A 14,680-nucleotide genomic window follows, 5' to 3' on the forward strand; every position below is an offset into this window, starting at 1 on the left:
CGCTCCCACAGGTACGGCACTGCCTGCGAGGCTTGTGCTATCCCTGTGGGAGCGGGTTTACCCGCGAAGAATCCAGCGCGATTGTTCGGCTTAGAACGCCGGAACCACAGCGCCTTTGTACTTCTCGTTGATGAACTGCTTCACCTCAGGCGAGTGCAGTGCAGCTGCCAGCTTCTTCATGTCTTCCGAGTCCTTGTTGTCCGGGCGGGCAACCAGGATGTTCACGTAAGGCGAGTCGCTGCCTTCGATGACCAGGGCGTCTTTTTCCGGGTTCAGCTTGGCTTCCAGCGCGTAGTTGGTATTGATCAGGGCCGCATCGACCTGGGTCAGCACACGCGGGATGGTGGCGGCTTCCAGCTCACGGAACTTCAGGCCTTTCGGGTTCTCGGCAACATCCTTCACGGTCGACAGGATGTTCTTGTTGTCCTTCAGCTTGATCACACCGGCTTTGTCCAGCAGCAGCAGGGCGCGGCCGCCGTTGGTGGCGTCGTTGGGGATGACCACGGTGGCACCGGAGGACAGCTCGTCGAGTTTCTTGATCTTGGCCGAGTACACGCCCAGCGGCTCGATGTGCACGCCGGCCACGCTCACCAGGTTGGTGCCCTTGGCCTTGTTGAACTCATCCAGGTATGGCTGGTGCTGGAAGAAGTTGGCGTCCAGGCGCTTTTCGGCCACCTGCACGTTCGGCTGGATGTAGTCGGTGAATTCCTTGACCTTCAGCTCCACGCCCTCTTTCGCCAACTGCGGTTTGACGAAGTTGAGGATCTCGGCGTGCGGCACCGGGGTGGCGGCAACGGTCAGGGTATCGGCGTGGGCCGAGAAGGCCGCAACAGCGGCAGCGACAGCAAGCAGCTTCTTCATTGATCACTCCTTGTGAGGGCCGCGACGGCCCCCGAACGGGTCGGCCGGGCCGACCCCATTGGGGTTACTTACGGGAAAAATGCACGACCAGTTTGTCGCCCACGCTCTGCAGCACTTGAACCAGTACCAGCAGCAGGACCACGGTCACCACCATCACATCGGTCTGGAAACGCTGGTAACCGAAGCGGATGGCCAGGTCGCCCAGGCCGCCGGCGCCAACCACACCGGCCATGGCGGTGTACGAAACCAGGGTGATTGCGGTTACGGTAATGGCCGCGAAGATGCCCGGACGGGCCTCCGGCAGCAGGGCGCTGGTGATGATCTGGCGGGTGGTGGCACCCATCGACTGGGTGGCTTCGATGATGCCGCGGTCCACTTCACGCAGGGCGGTTTCCACCAGGCGCGCGAAGAACGGCGTGGCACCCACCACCAGCGGCGGGATGGCACCGGCAACGCCCAGCGAGGTGCCGGTGATCAGCACGGTGAACGGGATCATCACGATCAGCAGGATGATGAACGGCAACGAGCGCAGGATGTTCACCACCAGCGACAGCAGCGCGTACACGCCCTTCTGTTCGAACATCTGCTTCGGCCCGCAGAGGAACAGCAGCACGCCCAGCGGCAGGCCCAGCAGCACGGTGAAGAACAGCGAGCCGAACAGCATGATCATGGTGTCGATGGTGGCCAGCCAGATTTCGGCCCAGTCGACGTTGGCGAAGAAATTCAGGGCGTCCATCAACGCAGTACCTCCATATGTACGTCAGCTGCCTTGAAGCGGGCGAACGCCGCTTCCATGTCACCGCCGATCAGGGCGAGGGTGAGCTGGCCATAGGGGACATCCTTGATACGGTCGATACGCCCGGCGAGGATGCTGTAGTCCACACCGGTTTCACGGGCCACGGTGCCCAGCAGCGGCGCGTAGGTGGCGTCGCCCTGGAAGGTCAGGCGCACGATGCGGCCCGGTACGTGGGCGAAGTCGTCGCGCTGCTCGCCTTCGTCAACCTGCTCGTCTTCCTGGACGAAGCGCTTGGTGGTGGCGTGCTGCGGGTGCAGGAACACTTCGGCCACCGAGCCTTGCTCGACGATCTGCCCGGCGTCCATCACCGCTACGCGGTCGCAGACCCGGCGGATTACATCCATCTCGTGGGTGATCAGCACAATGGTCAACTTCAGCTCACGGTTGATCTCGGCCAGCAATTGCAGGACCGAGGCCGTGGTTTGCGGGTCGAGGGCACTGGTGGCCTCGTCGCACAGCAGGATCTTCGGGTTGGTGGACAGGGCGCGGGCGATGCCCACACGCTGCTTCTGGCCGCCAGACAGCTGTGCCGGGTACTTCTTGGCGTGGTCCGACAGGCCAACGCGGGCCAGCAGTTCGGTGACGCGCTTGTCGATTTCACTGCGCGACAACTCGCCGGCCAGGGTCAGTGGCAGGGCGACGTTATCGGCGACGGTCTTGGAAGCCAGCAAGTTGAAGTGCTGGAAGATCATCCCGACCTGCTGACGGAAGCCGCGCAACTGGTTGGCGTTGAATGCGGTGACGTCTTCGCCGTCGACGATGATCTTGCCGCCGGAAGGCTCTTCCAGGCGGTTGATCAGGCGCAGCATGGTGCTTTTGCCGGCGCCGGAATGGCCGATCAGGCCGAACACCTGGCCATCTTCGATGGTCAGGCTGGTCGGATTCAGTGCGGGGATTTCCCTACCGGCAACGCGGTAGGTTTTATGTACCTGTTGGAACTCGATCACGTAGCGAACCTTGTGGGGCGCATGGAATTTGGGTCAGCGGTTAGCTGGGGTCGCGCATTTTAGCCTTTTCCCATAGCTGTTCTTAGCATTTATTTCGTAATGCACCAATCCTTCGGGCATATCGCGACAACCGGTAATCCTGATTGAACGCTCGGCAAAGCCTCCCGGTCACTACTTGCACAAGCCCGCAACGGGCACGCCTGAAGACTGATGAGGAGAGCCGACCATGCCCAGCAAGAACACGGACGCGCCAAAGCACAGTGAAGCCGCCGGCACCCAGACCCCGGACCGGGCCAACACCAATGCCAAGCTGCAGAGTCTGGAGGCCTTCCGCAGCGACGCCACCGGGCAGGCGCTACGCACCAACCAAGGGGTGAAGGTGGCCGACAACCAGAACAGCCTCAAGGCCGGTGCGCGCGGGCCGTCGCTGCTTGAAGACTTCATCATGCGCGAGAAGATCACCCACTTTGACCACGAGCGCATCCCTGAGCGCATCGTGCATGCCCGCGGCACCGGGGCGCACGGTTACTTCCAGAGCTACGGCTGCCATGCCGAACTGACCAAGGCCGGCTTCCTGCAAGACCCAGAGAAGATCACCCCGGTATTCGTGCGCTTTTCCACAGTGCAGGGTCCGCGAGGGTCTGGCGATACGGTGCGTGACGTGCGCGGCTTTGCCGTCAAGTTCTACACCGATGAAGGCAATTTTGACCTGGTCGGCAACAACATGCCGGTGTTCTTCATCCAGGATGCCATCAAGTTCCCGGACTTCGTGCATGCGGTGAAGCCTGAACCGCACAACGAAATGCCCACTGGCGGCTCGGCCCATGACACCTTCTGGGACTTCGTTTCGCTGGTACCGGAGTCGGCGCATATGGTGATCTGGGCCATGTCCGATAGGGCCATCCCGCGCAGCCTGCGGATGATGGAAGGCTTTGGCGTGCATACCTTCCGCCTGATCAATGCCGAGGGCGTGGCCAGTTTCGTCAAGTTCCACTGGAAGCCGCGCCAGGGCGTGCATTCGGTGTTGTGGGACGAAGCGCAGAAGTTGGCCGGCAAGGACACCGACTACCACCGGCGCGACCTATGGGAAGCGATCGAGACAGGTGACTACCCGGAATGGGAGTTGGGTGTGCAGATCGTGCCTGAGGCCGATGAACACAAGTTCGACTTCGACCTGCTCGATCCGACCAAGCTGATTCCCGAGGAGCTGGTACCGGTCACCAAGTTGGGCAAAATGGTGCTCAACCGCAACCCGGACAACTTTTTCGCCGAGACCGAGCAAGTGGCCTTCTGCCCCGGGCACATCGTGCCTGGCATCGATTTCACCAACGACCCGTTGCTGCAGGGCCGTTTGTTCTCTTACACCGATACCCAGATCAGCCGCCTCGGTGGCCCCAACTTCCATGAGATCCCGATCAACCGCCCTGTGGCGCCGAACCACAGCAGCCAGCGCGACGCCATGCACCGCATGACCATCGACAAGGGCCGCGCTTCGTACGAGCCCAATTCCATCGATGGCGGCTGGCCCAAGGAGACGCCGGCAGCGGCACAGGATGGCGGCTTCGAGAGTTATCAGGAGCGCATCGATGCGCACAAGATTCGCCAGCGCAGCGAGTCGTTCGGTGATCACTTCTCGCAGGCGCGACTGTTCTTCCAGAGCATGAGCCCGGCCGAGCAGCAGCACATCATCAAGGCCTACAGCTTCGAACTGGGCAAGGTGGAACGGGAAAGCATCCGCCAGCGGGAGGTAAACGAGATCCTCGCCAACATCGACCTGAAGCTGGCCGCGGCAGTAGCAGCAAACTTGGGCCTGCCTGCACCCAAGCAGGGGACAGTCAAGGTGAAGGGCAGCAAGCTGGCGCAGTCCAAGGCCTTGAGCCAGATGAACCACCCCGGTTCGGTAGGGATCAAAGGCCGCAAGATTGCAGTGTTGGTGGCCGACGGCGTGGATGCAGCGAGCGTTGATAAGCTGGTGAAGGCGCTGGAGGCGCACAGCGCACGACCCATGCTGCTGGGGCCGACCTCGGCGCCGGTGAAGGCAGCGGATGGCAAGCAGTTGCCGGTGGATGCGTCGATGGAGGGGATGCCGTCGATCATGTTTGACGGGATTGTCGTGCCTGGAGGCAAGGCTTCAACGGAAGCCTTGGCGGCCAGCGGGTTGGCCAAGCACTTTCTGCTCGAAGGCTACAAGCACCTGAAGGCGTTGGTGTTGACCAAGGAATTGGTGAAAGCGCTGGGGCTCAAGGAGGACAAGGGGTTGTTGCTGGGGGATGAGCGGAAGGTGATGGATGCCTTTGTCAAAGCGGTAGAGGGGCATCGGGTTTGGGAGCGTGAGGTGGCTGCGGAATCTGTTCCCGCCTGATAGGGCCCTTTCGCGGGTAAACCCGCTCCCACAGGTACAGCACCGACCTCGAAACCTGTGCTATCCCTGTGGGAGCGGGTTTACCCGCGAAGCTTTTACTGCTGATGCGGGACCAGAACCACCTGTGCCGGCAGCGAACGCTGAATTTCATGCTTCTGCTTCAGCTCAAACCCGCTGTCGATCTTGCGCACGCGCTTCTCCAGCAAGGTTTTCAGCCATGGCGCATCCTCGGTGCGCGGCACCTGGAACACCACGTCGCACTGGTAGCTCACCACATCGGCGGCAATCTCATCGAGCTGGCGGCGCAGCGCACGGCTGTCGGTGGTTTTCAGGGCCACCACAGTGCTTGGCGCGGTTGGGTCGATGATGCGCGCCTTGGGCTTGGCTTCAGCCGCCTTCAATGCCGCTTCAGCCTTTTCCAGTTCGGCCTTGCGCGCCTGGGTCACGGCATCGCCACCGGTCACCGCCGGCGCCTGCGGCATCAGCGCACGGGCGCGGGCCAGGGCGGTGGCCGCCGCGTTCACGTCGCCCTTCTGCAGCACGATCTGGCTGCGCCGCAGGTAGGCTTCGGCCAGCTGGCGCTGGTATTGCTCCAGGCGCGCGTCATCCGGCGACTGGGCCTGCAAGGCAGCCAGCTGGTCTTCGGCGGTGGCCAGCTCGTTGCTGGCGATGTTCTGTTGCAACTGCTGCCAGGCATCGGCTTGGGCAGGTACGGCGGCCTGTTCGACCGGCGCGCTGGAACAGGCGGCCAGGAACAGGGAAAACGCGGCAACAAGCAGATAACGGGAGGCAAACGGCTTCATTCCTGCGACTCTCTATTTGCGCAAAAAGCGAGCAAGTCTACACCCAGGTGCGCACGCTCGAAAACAGGTCTTACAGACCCTTTACCCGGCAAAAGGTTGCAAGGCGTGCCTGCACACGCCCTGCTTTTCAGCGTTTCGGCAGGGCCAGGCTCAGCAAGAATAGCACCGCCGCGCAGACCACGATCGATGGCCCGGCGGGGGTGTCCTTGAACCAGGACATGGCCAGGCCGCCGCAGACTGCGGTGACGCCCAGCAGGCTGGCGCCCAGGGCCATTTGCTCGGGCGAGCGGGCGTGACGCTGCGCCGCAGCGGCGGGGATGATCAGCAGCGAGGTGATCAGCAACACGCCGACGATCTTCATGGCCACGGCGATCACCACCGCGATCAGCAGCATCAGCGCCATGCGCAGGCCGGCCACGGGCAGGCCTTCGACCATGGCCAGCTCTTCGTGCACGGTAACTGCCAGCAATGGCCGCCACAGCGCGGCGAGCAGCAGCAGGACCAGCGCACTGCCGCCCAGGATCCAGGCCAGGTCGGTGGTGCTGATGGCCAGCAGGTCGCCGAACAGGTAGGCCATCAGGTCGATGCGTACGTCATGCATGAAGCTCAGTACCACCAGGCCCAGCGACAAGGTGCTGGGGGCGAGGATGCCGAGCAGGGTGTCGGAAGCCAGCGGTTGGCGCTGTTGCAAGGTCACCAGCAGGATTGCCAGCAGCAGGCAGCCCACGGTTACCGCCAGCGCAGGGCTGACATCCAGGGCAAAGCCCAGGGCCACGCCGAGCAAGGCCGCGTGGGACAGGGTGTCGCCAAAATAGGCCATGCGCCGCCAGACCACGAAAGAACCCAGTGGGCCGGCCACCAGCGCCAGGGACAAACCGGCAAGCAGGGCGTAGAGAAGAAAATCAGCCATGCTTGCAGTGCTCTCCGTGAACATGGGTGCCAGGGGCGACCACCGAGCCGTGCAGGTCGTGGCTGTGGTCGTGATGATGGTGGTAGATGGCCAGGCTGGGGGCAGTCTGGCCGAACAGTTCGACGAACGCCGGGTCGCCGCTGACCTGCTCGGGGTGGCCCGAACAGCACACGTGGCGGTTCAGGCACACCACCTGGTCGGTGGCGCTCATGACCAGGTGAAGGTCGTGGGAAACCATCAGTACGCCGCAACCGTGGCGGTCGCGCAGGCGGGTGATGAGGTTGTACAGCTCGGTCTGGCCGACCACGTCCACACCTTGTACCGGCTCGTCGAGTACCAGTAGCTGGGGCTCGCGCAGCAGCGCGCGGGCCAGCAGCACACGCTGCATCTCACCGCCGGAAATGGTCTGGATCGGGCTGTCGATGACCTGTTCGGCGCCCACTTCCTGCAGCGCCGACAAGGCTGCCGCGCGGTCTACCCCGGGCACCAGGCGCAAAAAGCGCAGCACCGACAGTGGCAGCGTGGCATCGACCTGAATCTTTTGCGGCATGTAGCCAATGCGCAGCTTTGGCTTGCGCCACACCTTGCCGCGGTGCGGCTTGAGCAACCCGAGTACGGCGCGCACCAGGGTAGTCTTGCCCGCTCCGTTGGGGCCGATCAGGGTGACGATCTGGCCCGGTGCGACCGACAGGTCGATGCTGTCGAGCACCGCCTCGCCGCCAAAGGTGACGCCGACCTGCTCCAGGCGGATCAGTGCGTCGCTCATGCCGCGCTCCGGCAGTTGCTGCACAGCCCGACCACTTCCACCGTCTGGGTCTCGACCGCGAAGCCAACGCCCTTGGCGCTGTTGATGATGGCATCGCTGATGCTGTCCTGCTCCAGCTCGATGGCCACATGGCAGGCCCGGCAGATCAGGAACTGGCCCTGGTGCACGTGCTCGGGGTGGCTGCAGCCAATGAAGGCGTTGAGGGAGGCGATGCGGTGCACCAGGCCGTTTTCCAGCAGGAAGTCCAGCGCGCGGTACACCGTAGGCGGCGCAGCGCGGCGGCCGTCCTGCTCGCTGAGCACGGCGAGGATGTCGTAGGCACCCAGCGGCTTGTGGCTTTGCCACACCAGCTCCAGCACACGGCGGCGCAGCGCGGTAAGGCGCAGGCCCTGGCGGGTGCACAAGGCGTCGGCTTCAGCCAATGCGCTGTGTACGCAATGGGAATGATCGTGAGGACGGTTGGCCAGCGGCGTGATGGACATGGGCAGCGACGGTTCTGGATGGAGACGTTATTATGTTACCTGTTTCTGACGACTCGAGTATCCACCGTGTCCCGATTCCTAGCTCTGTTTGTCGCTTTCATCGCATTTTCCGCCCAGGCCGACGTGCGTGTGCTGACCAGTATCAAGCCCCTGCAACAGATTGCCGCCGCCGTTCAGGAGGGTGTCGGCAGCCCGGAAGTGTTGCTGCCACCAGGCGCTTCGCCACACCACTACGCGCTGCGCCCGTCAGACGTACGGCGGGTAGGCGATGCCGACCTGCTGTACTGGATCGGCCCGGATATGGAGAACTTCCTGCCACGCGTACTGGGCAGCCGTAGCAAGGCCAGCGTGGCAGTGCAGTCGCTGCCAGGCATGAAGCTGCGCCACTTTGGCGAGGACAGCCATTCCCACGAGGAAGCGGACCACGACGACCATGACCACGACCACCGCCCAGGCAGCCTGGATGCGCACCTGTGGCTATCGTCGGTCAATGCGCGGGTAATCGCTGCGAAAATGGCGGCAGACCTGGCCCAGGTCGACTCGGCCAATGCGGCGCGTTACCAGAGCAACCTGAAGGCATTCGAGGCGCGCCTGGACGCATTGGACGGGCGTATCAAGGCGCGGGTGGCCGGTATTGCAGACAAGCCGTACTTCGTGTTCCACGAAGCGTTCGACTACTTCGAGGCGGAATACGGCTTGAAGCACACTGGCGTGTTCAGCGTGGCGTCCGAGGTGCAGCCAGGGGCTCAGCATGTGGCCGCCATGCGCAAGCGTCTGCAGGAAGTGGGCAAGACCTGTGTGTTCAGCGAGCCGCCACTGCGCCCGCGCTTGGCCGAGACGTTGACTGCCGGGCTACCGGTGCGCCTGGCCGAGCTGGATGCACTAGGCGGTACCGACCCGGTGGATGGCAAGGGCTACGAGCGCTTGCTGGAGAAGCTGGGTGGCGACCTTGCTGGGTGCCTGGAGCAGCTGTAAGCCTGTTCCGGCCTCTTCGCGGGCATGCCCGCTCCTACAGGGATAACACAGACCTCAAGGTTGTCGTTGTACCTGTGGGAGCGGGCGTGCCCGCGAAGAGGCAGAAGAAGGGCTAGAGGGCGAACGGCAAGTGCAAAGCCACCTGCTGGCGCTGTGCCAGGCGCACTTCGAACTCGCTCGGGTCATGGATCATCACATCCATCCCGGCAAACGATTCCGCCGCAATCAGGCGCGACAGCCAGAAGCGCACACACCCTACCCGCAACATCTCCGGCCACAGCTCGGCTTCAGCCGCAGTGAACGGCCGCAGCGCCGCATAGGCCGCCAGCAGTGCCTGGGCGCGCGGCACATCGACTGCACCGTGTTCATCCAGGCACCAGTCGTTCACGGTGATGGCGATGTCATACAGCATCGGCCCCGAGCAGGCGTTGTAGAAGTCGATCACGCCGGTCAGGTGGGTGCCTTCGAACATCACGTTGTCGCGGAACAGGTCGGCGTGCAGGTTGGCCCTTGGCAAAGCCAGGATCTGCGCCTTGTGCGCGCTGATTTCGTCCAGCGCTGGCTGCAGCAGTGCGGCTTGCTCGGCAGTCAGGCGTGGCAGCAGTTCGGCACCCGAGGCCAGCATCCAGTCCAGGCCACGGTCGGTGCGGCGCTCGATGATGTGCTCGCGGGTGGCCAGGTGGATGTGCGCCAGCAGCTCGCCCACCTGGGCGCAGTGCTGGGCGTTGGGGGCCTTGATGTGTTTGCCCGACAGCCGCGGCTGCAGCAGCGCCGGCTTGCCGCACAGCTCGCGCAGGCCGTTGCCGTCGCGGTCACGAATGGCGTACGGCACCGGCATGTCGGCCGCGTGCAGGGTATCGAGCAGCTCGATGAAGAACGGCATGTCCTCGCTGGGCCCACGCTCGATCAGCGTCAGGACGAACTCCCCCTGTTCGAGGCTGACGAAGAAATTGCTGTTCTCGGTGCCGGCGGCAATGCCCTGGAAGTCGAGCAGACGGCCCAGCTCGTACGGCGCCAGAAAGGTTTCCAGCTCAGGCCGGGTCACGGGGGTGAAGACTGACATGATGAAAAATTGCCCATACGGGCACTTCCGCCGGGAAGTGCCGGGTTGATGTGAACGGTGCGCGCGTCAGATTACCACTCGAAGATCTTCCAGGACGGAATCAGCATGTCCGGCTGGTCGGATCGAATGAAATTGGCATCGGTGCCATCGGCGCGTACCAGGAAATAAGGCTTGCCGTTTTTCGGCGTGATCTTGATTGCATACAGGAAGCCGTTCTGCCGGTATTCCTGGATGGTCTTGTCGCCTTCCGTGCGAATGGTCACCTCGGGATCGGCCGAGGGGGCGTCGTCCGCCGCCAGGGTGACGACTGGCGTGGTTGCCAACAGGCCGAGCAGTAACAGGCGATTGAGTGTACGCATGATAACCTAGTCCCTTTGTCGTCAATGATTCTGGCTATTCTAGCGCCGGACCCGTCGAAAAGGTTGATTCTGCTCATGAGCCAAGCGCCCCTCGTCCTGGTGGACGGTTCCTCCTACCTGTACCGCGCCTTCCACGCGCTGCCGCCGCTGACCACCTCCAAGGGCATGCCGACCGGCGCGGTAAAGGGGGTGCTGAACATGCTCAAGAGCCTGCGCAAGCAATACCCCGACAGCCTGTTCGCGGTGGTGTTCGATGCCAAGGGCGGCACTTTCCGTGATGCGATGTTCGCCGAGTACAAGGCCAACCGCCCAAGCATGCCCGACGACCTGCGGGTGCAGGTCGAGCCGCTGCACGCCAGCGTCAAGGCGCTGGGCTACCCGCTGCTGTGCGTCGAAGGCGTCGAGGCCGATGACGTGATCGGTACCCTGGCGCGCAGCAGTGCCACCCAGGGCCGCCCGGTGATCATCTCGACCGGCGACAAGGACATGGCGCAGCTGGTGGACGGCCATGTGACCCTGGTCAACACCATGACCGGCAGCGTGATGGACGTTGCCGGCGTGCACGAGAAGTTCGGCGTCGGCCCGGAACACATCATCGACTTCCTCGCCCTGATGGGCGACAAGGTCGACAACATCCCCGGCGTGCCGGGCGTAGGCGAAAAGACCGCAGTCGGCCTGCTGACCGGTATCGGCGGTGGCCTCAGTGACCTGTACGCCAACCTCGACAAGGTCCCGACCCTGGCCATCCGCGGCGCCAAGACCCTGCCGGCCAAGCTTGAGGAGCACCGTGACTCGGCGTTCCTGTCTTACGAACTGGCCACCATCAAGTGCGATGTGCCGCTGGATGTCGAGGTCGAAGCGCTGGTTTGCGGTGAGCCGGACCGCGAGGCGTTGCTGGCGCTGTACACCGAAATGGAGTTCAAGAGCTGGGTCGCCGAGGTGCAGCGCGAGGCGAGCAAGGCTGGCGATGTTGTCGCCCCGGTGGCTGACGAGCCGGTGGCCAATGTCGAGCCGAAGTACGAAACCATCCTCGACCAGGCCCGTTTCGACGCCTGGCTGGAGAAGCTGCGCCAGGCACCGCTGTTCGCCTTCGATACCGAGACCACCGGCCTGGACGCCCAGCAGGCGCAGCTTGTGGGCCTGTCGTTCGCGGTCGAGCCGCATGAAGCGGCTTATGTGCCGCTGGCCCACGACTACGAAGGCGCGCCGGCCCAGCTGGACCGCGAGGCCGTGCTGCTGGCGCTGAAGCCACTGCTGGAAGACCCGGCCAAGGCCAAGGTCGGGCAGAACGCCAAGTACGATATCAACATCCTCGCCAACGGCTCGCCAGCCATCGAGATGCGCGGTGTGGCCTATGACACCATGCTTGAGTCGTACGTGCTGAACTCCACCGCCACCCGTCATGACATGGACAGCCTGGCGCAGAAGTACCTCGACCACACTACCATCGCCTTCGAGGATATCGCCGGCAAGGGCGCCAAGCAGCTGACCTTCAATCAGATCAACCTGGACAAGGCCGGCCCCTACGCTGCCGAAGACGCCGACATCACCCTGCGCCTGCACCACGCGCTGCAGGCGCGCCTGGCGCAGACGCCAAGCGTGCAGCCTGTGCTGATGGACATCGAGATGCCGCTGGTGCCGGTGCTGGCCAAGATCGAGCGCCAGGGTGCGTTGGTGGATGCCGCGCTGCTGCACGTACAGAGCGGTGAGCTGGGCGTGAAGATGGCCGAACTGGAACAGCGTGCCTACGCACTGGCCGGTGAAACGTTCAACCTCGGCTCGCCCAAGCAGCTGGGCGCGATCCTTTACGACAAGCTGGGCATGCCGGTGTTGAGCAAGACCGCCAAGGGGCAGCCCTCCACTGCCGAAGCGGTGCTCGACGAGCTGGCCGAGCAAGGCTACCCGCTGCCTGAGGTGCTGATGCAGTACCGCAGCCTGAGCAAGCTCAAGAGCACCTACACCGACAAGCTGCCAGGGCAGATCAACCCACGCACCGGGCGTATCCATACCTCGTACCAGCAGGCGGTGGCGGCCACCGGCCGGCTGTCGTCGAGCGACCCGAACTTGCAGAACATCCCGATCCGCACTGCCGAAGGCCGGCGCATTCGCCAGGCGTTCATTGCCAGCCCGGGCTACAAGCTGCTGGCGGCGGACTACTCGCAGATCGAGCTGCGCATCATGGCCCACCTGGCCAAGGACGAAGGCTTGCTGCATGCCTTCCGCAACGACCTTGACGTGCACCGCGCCACGGCGGCGGAAGTGTTTGGCGTGGCCCTGGAAGACGTCACCACCGACCAGCGCCGCAGTGCCAAGGCCATCAACTTCGGCCTGATCTACGGCATGAGCGCGTTTGGCCTGGCCAAGCAGATCGGCGTCGACCGCAAGCAGTCGCAGGACTACATCGACCGTTACTTTGCCCGCTACCCAGGCGTACTGGCCTACATGGAGCGCACCCGCGCCCAGGCGGCAGAGCAAGGCTTTGTCGAAACCCTGTTCGGCCGCCGCCTGTACCTGCCAGACATCAACGCCAAGAACCCGGCCCTGCGCAAAGGCGCCGAGCGCACAGCGATCAACGCGCCGATGCAGGGCACCGCGGCCGACATCATCAAGCGAGCCATGGTCAATGTGGATAACTGGCTGAGCGAGAGCGGTCTGGATGCGCGGGTGATCCTGCAGGTACACGACGAACTGGTGCTGGAAGTGCGTGAGGACCTGGTTCAGCAGGTGAAAGATGAAATTCGCCAGCACATGAGCCGGGCTGCGCAGCTGGATGTACCGCTGCTGGTGGAGGCAGGAATTGGTGCGAATTGGGACGAAGCTCACTGATTGAGCGGGGTAAGCTGTGTAGGATCTGCGACGTAGGGATGCGGATCCTGGCACCGCTCAGTGCCATTGGTGCTGAAGTTTCATGAAACTATCGCAAATAGTTTTCAGGGCTTCGGAACTAAACCGGTGAACCGGAACTCAGAGTAACTGAATGGCTGGTGAAGCCCTTCGATGCTCCTATGTTGTGTTAAGTGTTGGCAGATATCTGGACCCCGCCCTAGCGGTCCGGACTTGGACCCCGAACTTCCCCCTCCCCATACGAAGTCCGGGGTTTTTTTTGCCCGGAATTTGGCTCTGCCGCTGCAGCACCCCTTGTGGGCGCGGCCTTGTGGCCGCTCCCACAAAAGCAGGACGGTGCAGGCTTCAGGCGGCTGGCTTGTCTTCCAGCTCCATCCAGTCCGCCAGTACCCGATAGGCGTCTTCCACACCCAGGCGCTTGGGCGCCGAGAACAGCTGGATGGTCACGCCATCGCCCCAGCCCTTTCTGATTTCCGACTGCACCTTCAGCAGGGTGTTCTTGCCCGCGCCGTGGGTCAGCTTGTCGGCCTTGGTCAGCAGGATGTGCATCGGCATGCTGCTGGCCTTGGCCCAGTCGAGCATCATTTTGTCGAAGTCGGTCATCGGGTGGCGCACATCCATCATCAGGATCACGCCACGCAGGCACTCACGGCTGCCCAGGTAGGCTTCCAGGTGTTTCTGCCAGTGCTGCTTGAGCGGGATCGGTACTTTTGCATAACCGTAGCCCGGCAGGTCGACCAAACGCCGTTCATCGTCCAGACTGAAGAAATTCAACAGTTGGGTGCGGCCGGGAGTTTTCGAGGTACGCGCCAGGCTGGCATGAGTCAGGGTGTTGAGGGCGCTGGATTTGCCGGCGTTGGAGCGGCCGGCGAAAGCCACCTCGTAACCCTGGTCGTCCGGGCATTGTTCGACCTTGGCTGCGCTGAGGGCGAATTTGGCTTTCTGGCAGAGGCCGAGGATGGGGTTCTTGACTTGCATGGGATATCCGATGTGGGTGTTGCCTGACTCTGAAGGCCCGAGCCTGGCAAGCGGTGTCGTTTCCGTTTGGATGGCGGAAGTATATAATGCCCCAGTTTTTGTGTGCTCATTCTCCCAGCGAAGGAGAACGGGCATGGGGTGTCGAACAATAGCTCGCGCAACAGAACGCAGCGCGGCCCCCAACCCTGAAGGTCGTTCCGCATGGCGAAATGGCTGCTTGCTGTCGGTATGTTCCTGCCGGTTTTCAGCGCACAGGCTACACAGGATCCCGAGGTGTTGTACAACCGCACGTGTGCGGCCTGTCACACCGGGCAGTTGCCACAGGCACCCAAGCAGGGTGACCGGGCAGCGTGGGAGCCAAGGCTGGCGCAAGGCATGGATGTACTGGTGAAGCACGTGACCCAGGGTTTCAAGGCTATGCCGCCGCGTGGATTGTGCATGGACTGCAGTGCCGAGGACTACCGTTTGGTCATCCTTTGGATGAGCGGCAGTCCCGATACATAACATTTCACCCTTAGCCGTGTTGGATTAGCT

At 63.1% G+C, this 14,680-nt stretch carries 14 protein-coding genes; 4 read left to right on the forward strand and 10 right to left on the reverse strand.

Annotated elements, in window-relative coordinates:
* Window positions 1-90: 90 nt before the first annotated feature.
* From ABE456_RS19440 to ABE456_RS19450, 3 genes are all read right to left on the reverse strand, one after another.
* Window positions 91-861 carry a MetQ/NlpA family ABC transporter substrate-binding protein gene (locus ABE456_RS19440; RefSeq protein WP_346645366.1) on the reverse strand — a complete coding sequence of 257 codons (771 nt, stop codon included), beginning with the start codon at window positions 859-861 and terminating at the stop codon, window positions 91-93.
* A 64-nt stretch (window positions 862-925) separates the two neighbouring features.
* On the reverse strand, window positions 926-1,597 hold the full coding sequence (locus ABE456_RS19445; protein WP_012269918.1) for a methionine ABC transporter permease: 672 nt from the start codon (window positions 1,595-1,597) through the stop codon (window positions 926-928).
* On the reverse strand, window positions 1,597-2,604 hold the full coding sequence (locus ABE456_RS19450; protein ID WP_346645367.1) for a methionine ABC transporter ATP-binding protein: 1,008 nt from the start codon (window positions 2,602-2,604) through the stop codon (window positions 1,597-1,599). Before ABE456_RS19450 ends, ABE456_RS19445 begins: the two co-directional genes overlap by 1 nt.
* Before the next feature lie 226 nt (window positions 2,605-2,830).
* Between ABE456_RS19450 and katE the strand changes: the two genes are divergently transcribed.
* Window positions 2,831-4,966 (forward strand): catalase HPII, encoded by a 2,136-nt coding sequence (katE, locus tag ABE456_RS19455; RefSeq protein WP_346645368.1) that lies wholly within the window; start codon window positions 2,831-2,833, stop codon window positions 4,964-4,966.
* Between the two features lie 95 nt (window positions 4,967-5,061).
* On the opposite strand, the gene ABE456_RS19460 is transcribed toward katE, so the two are convergent.
* The 4 genes from ABE456_RS19460 to zur form a co-directional block, all read right to left on the reverse strand.
* Entirely contained in the window at window positions 5,062-5,769 is a 708-nt protein-coding gene (locus ABE456_RS19460; RefSeq protein WP_346645369.1) for a PA5502 family lipoprotein, read from the reverse strand.
* A gap of 127 nt (window positions 5,770-5,896) precedes the next feature.
* Entirely contained in the window at window positions 5,897-6,679 is a 783-nt protein-coding gene (znuB, locus tag ABE456_RS19465) for a zinc ABC transporter permease subunit ZnuB (protein ID WP_003253007.1), read from the reverse strand.
* A complete protein-coding gene (gene znuC / locus ABE456_RS19470; RefSeq protein WP_012269923.1) occupies window positions 6,672-7,445 on the reverse strand; it encodes a zinc ABC transporter ATP-binding protein ZnuC in 774 nt (257 codons plus the stop codon). The genes znuB and znuC overlap by 8 nt, the downstream gene beginning before the upstream one ends.
* Window positions 7,442-7,927, reverse strand: coding sequence for a zinc uptake transcriptional repressor Zur (zur, locus tag ABE456_RS19475; protein WP_346645370.1), 486 nt, complete (start codon window positions 7,925-7,927; stop codon window positions 7,442-7,444). Before zur ends, znuC begins: the two co-directional genes overlap by 4 nt.
* Before the next feature lie 18 nt (window positions 7,928-7,945).
* Between zur and ABE456_RS19480 the strand changes: the two genes are divergently transcribed.
* Window positions 7,946-8,902, forward strand: a complete 957-nt coding sequence (locus ABE456_RS19480) for a zinc ABC transporter substrate-binding protein (protein WP_346645371.1) — start codon at window positions 7,946-7,948, stop codon at window positions 8,900-8,902.
* 112 nt (window positions 8,903-9,014) lie between these two features.
* On the opposite strand, the gene ABE456_RS19485 is transcribed toward ABE456_RS19480, so the two are convergent.
* Both ABE456_RS19485 and ABE456_RS19490 read right to left on the reverse strand, forming a co-directional pair.
* Window positions 9,015-9,965, reverse strand: a complete 951-nt coding sequence (locus tag ABE456_RS19485; RefSeq protein ID WP_346645372.1) for a homoserine kinase — start codon at window positions 9,963-9,965, stop codon at window positions 9,015-9,017.
* A gap of 71 nt (window positions 9,966-10,036) precedes the next feature.
* The gene (locus ABE456_RS19490) at window positions 10,037-10,324 is read right to left on the reverse strand and encodes a DUF2782 domain-containing protein (RefSeq protein WP_003252997.1); all 288 of its coding nucleotides are present in this window, start codon (window positions 10,322-10,324) and stop codon (window positions 10,037-10,039) included.
* Between the two features lie 75 nt (window positions 10,325-10,399).
* Between ABE456_RS19490 and polA the strand changes: the two genes are divergently transcribed.
* Window positions 10,400-13,150, forward strand: a complete 2,751-nt coding sequence (polA, locus tag ABE456_RS19495) for a DNA polymerase I (protein WP_346645373.1) — start codon at window positions 10,400-10,402, stop codon at window positions 13,148-13,150.
* Between the two features lie 363 nt (window positions 13,151-13,513).
* Here polA and yihA read toward each other — a convergent pair whose 3' ends face one another.
* Window positions 13,514-14,146, reverse strand: a complete 633-nt coding sequence (yihA, locus tag ABE456_RS19500; RefSeq protein WP_346645374.1) for a ribosome biogenesis GTP-binding protein YihA/YsxC — start codon at window positions 14,144-14,146, stop codon at window positions 13,514-13,516.
* A gap of 201 nt (window positions 14,147-14,347) precedes the next feature.
* Here yihA and ABE456_RS19505 point away from each other — a divergent pair, with 201 nt between their 5' ends.
* Window positions 14,348-14,650 carry a c-type cytochrome gene (locus tag ABE456_RS19505; protein ID WP_346645375.1) on the forward strand — a complete coding sequence of 101 codons (303 nt, stop codon included), beginning with the start codon at window positions 14,348-14,350 and terminating at the stop codon, window positions 14,648-14,650.
* Window positions 14,651-14,680 lie beyond the last annotated feature (30 nt).

Source organism: Pseudomonas sp. TWI929 (assembly GCF_039673335.1).
Taxonomy (GTDB): Bacteria; Pseudomonadota; Gammaproteobacteria; order Pseudomonadales; family Pseudomonadaceae; genus Aquipseudomonas.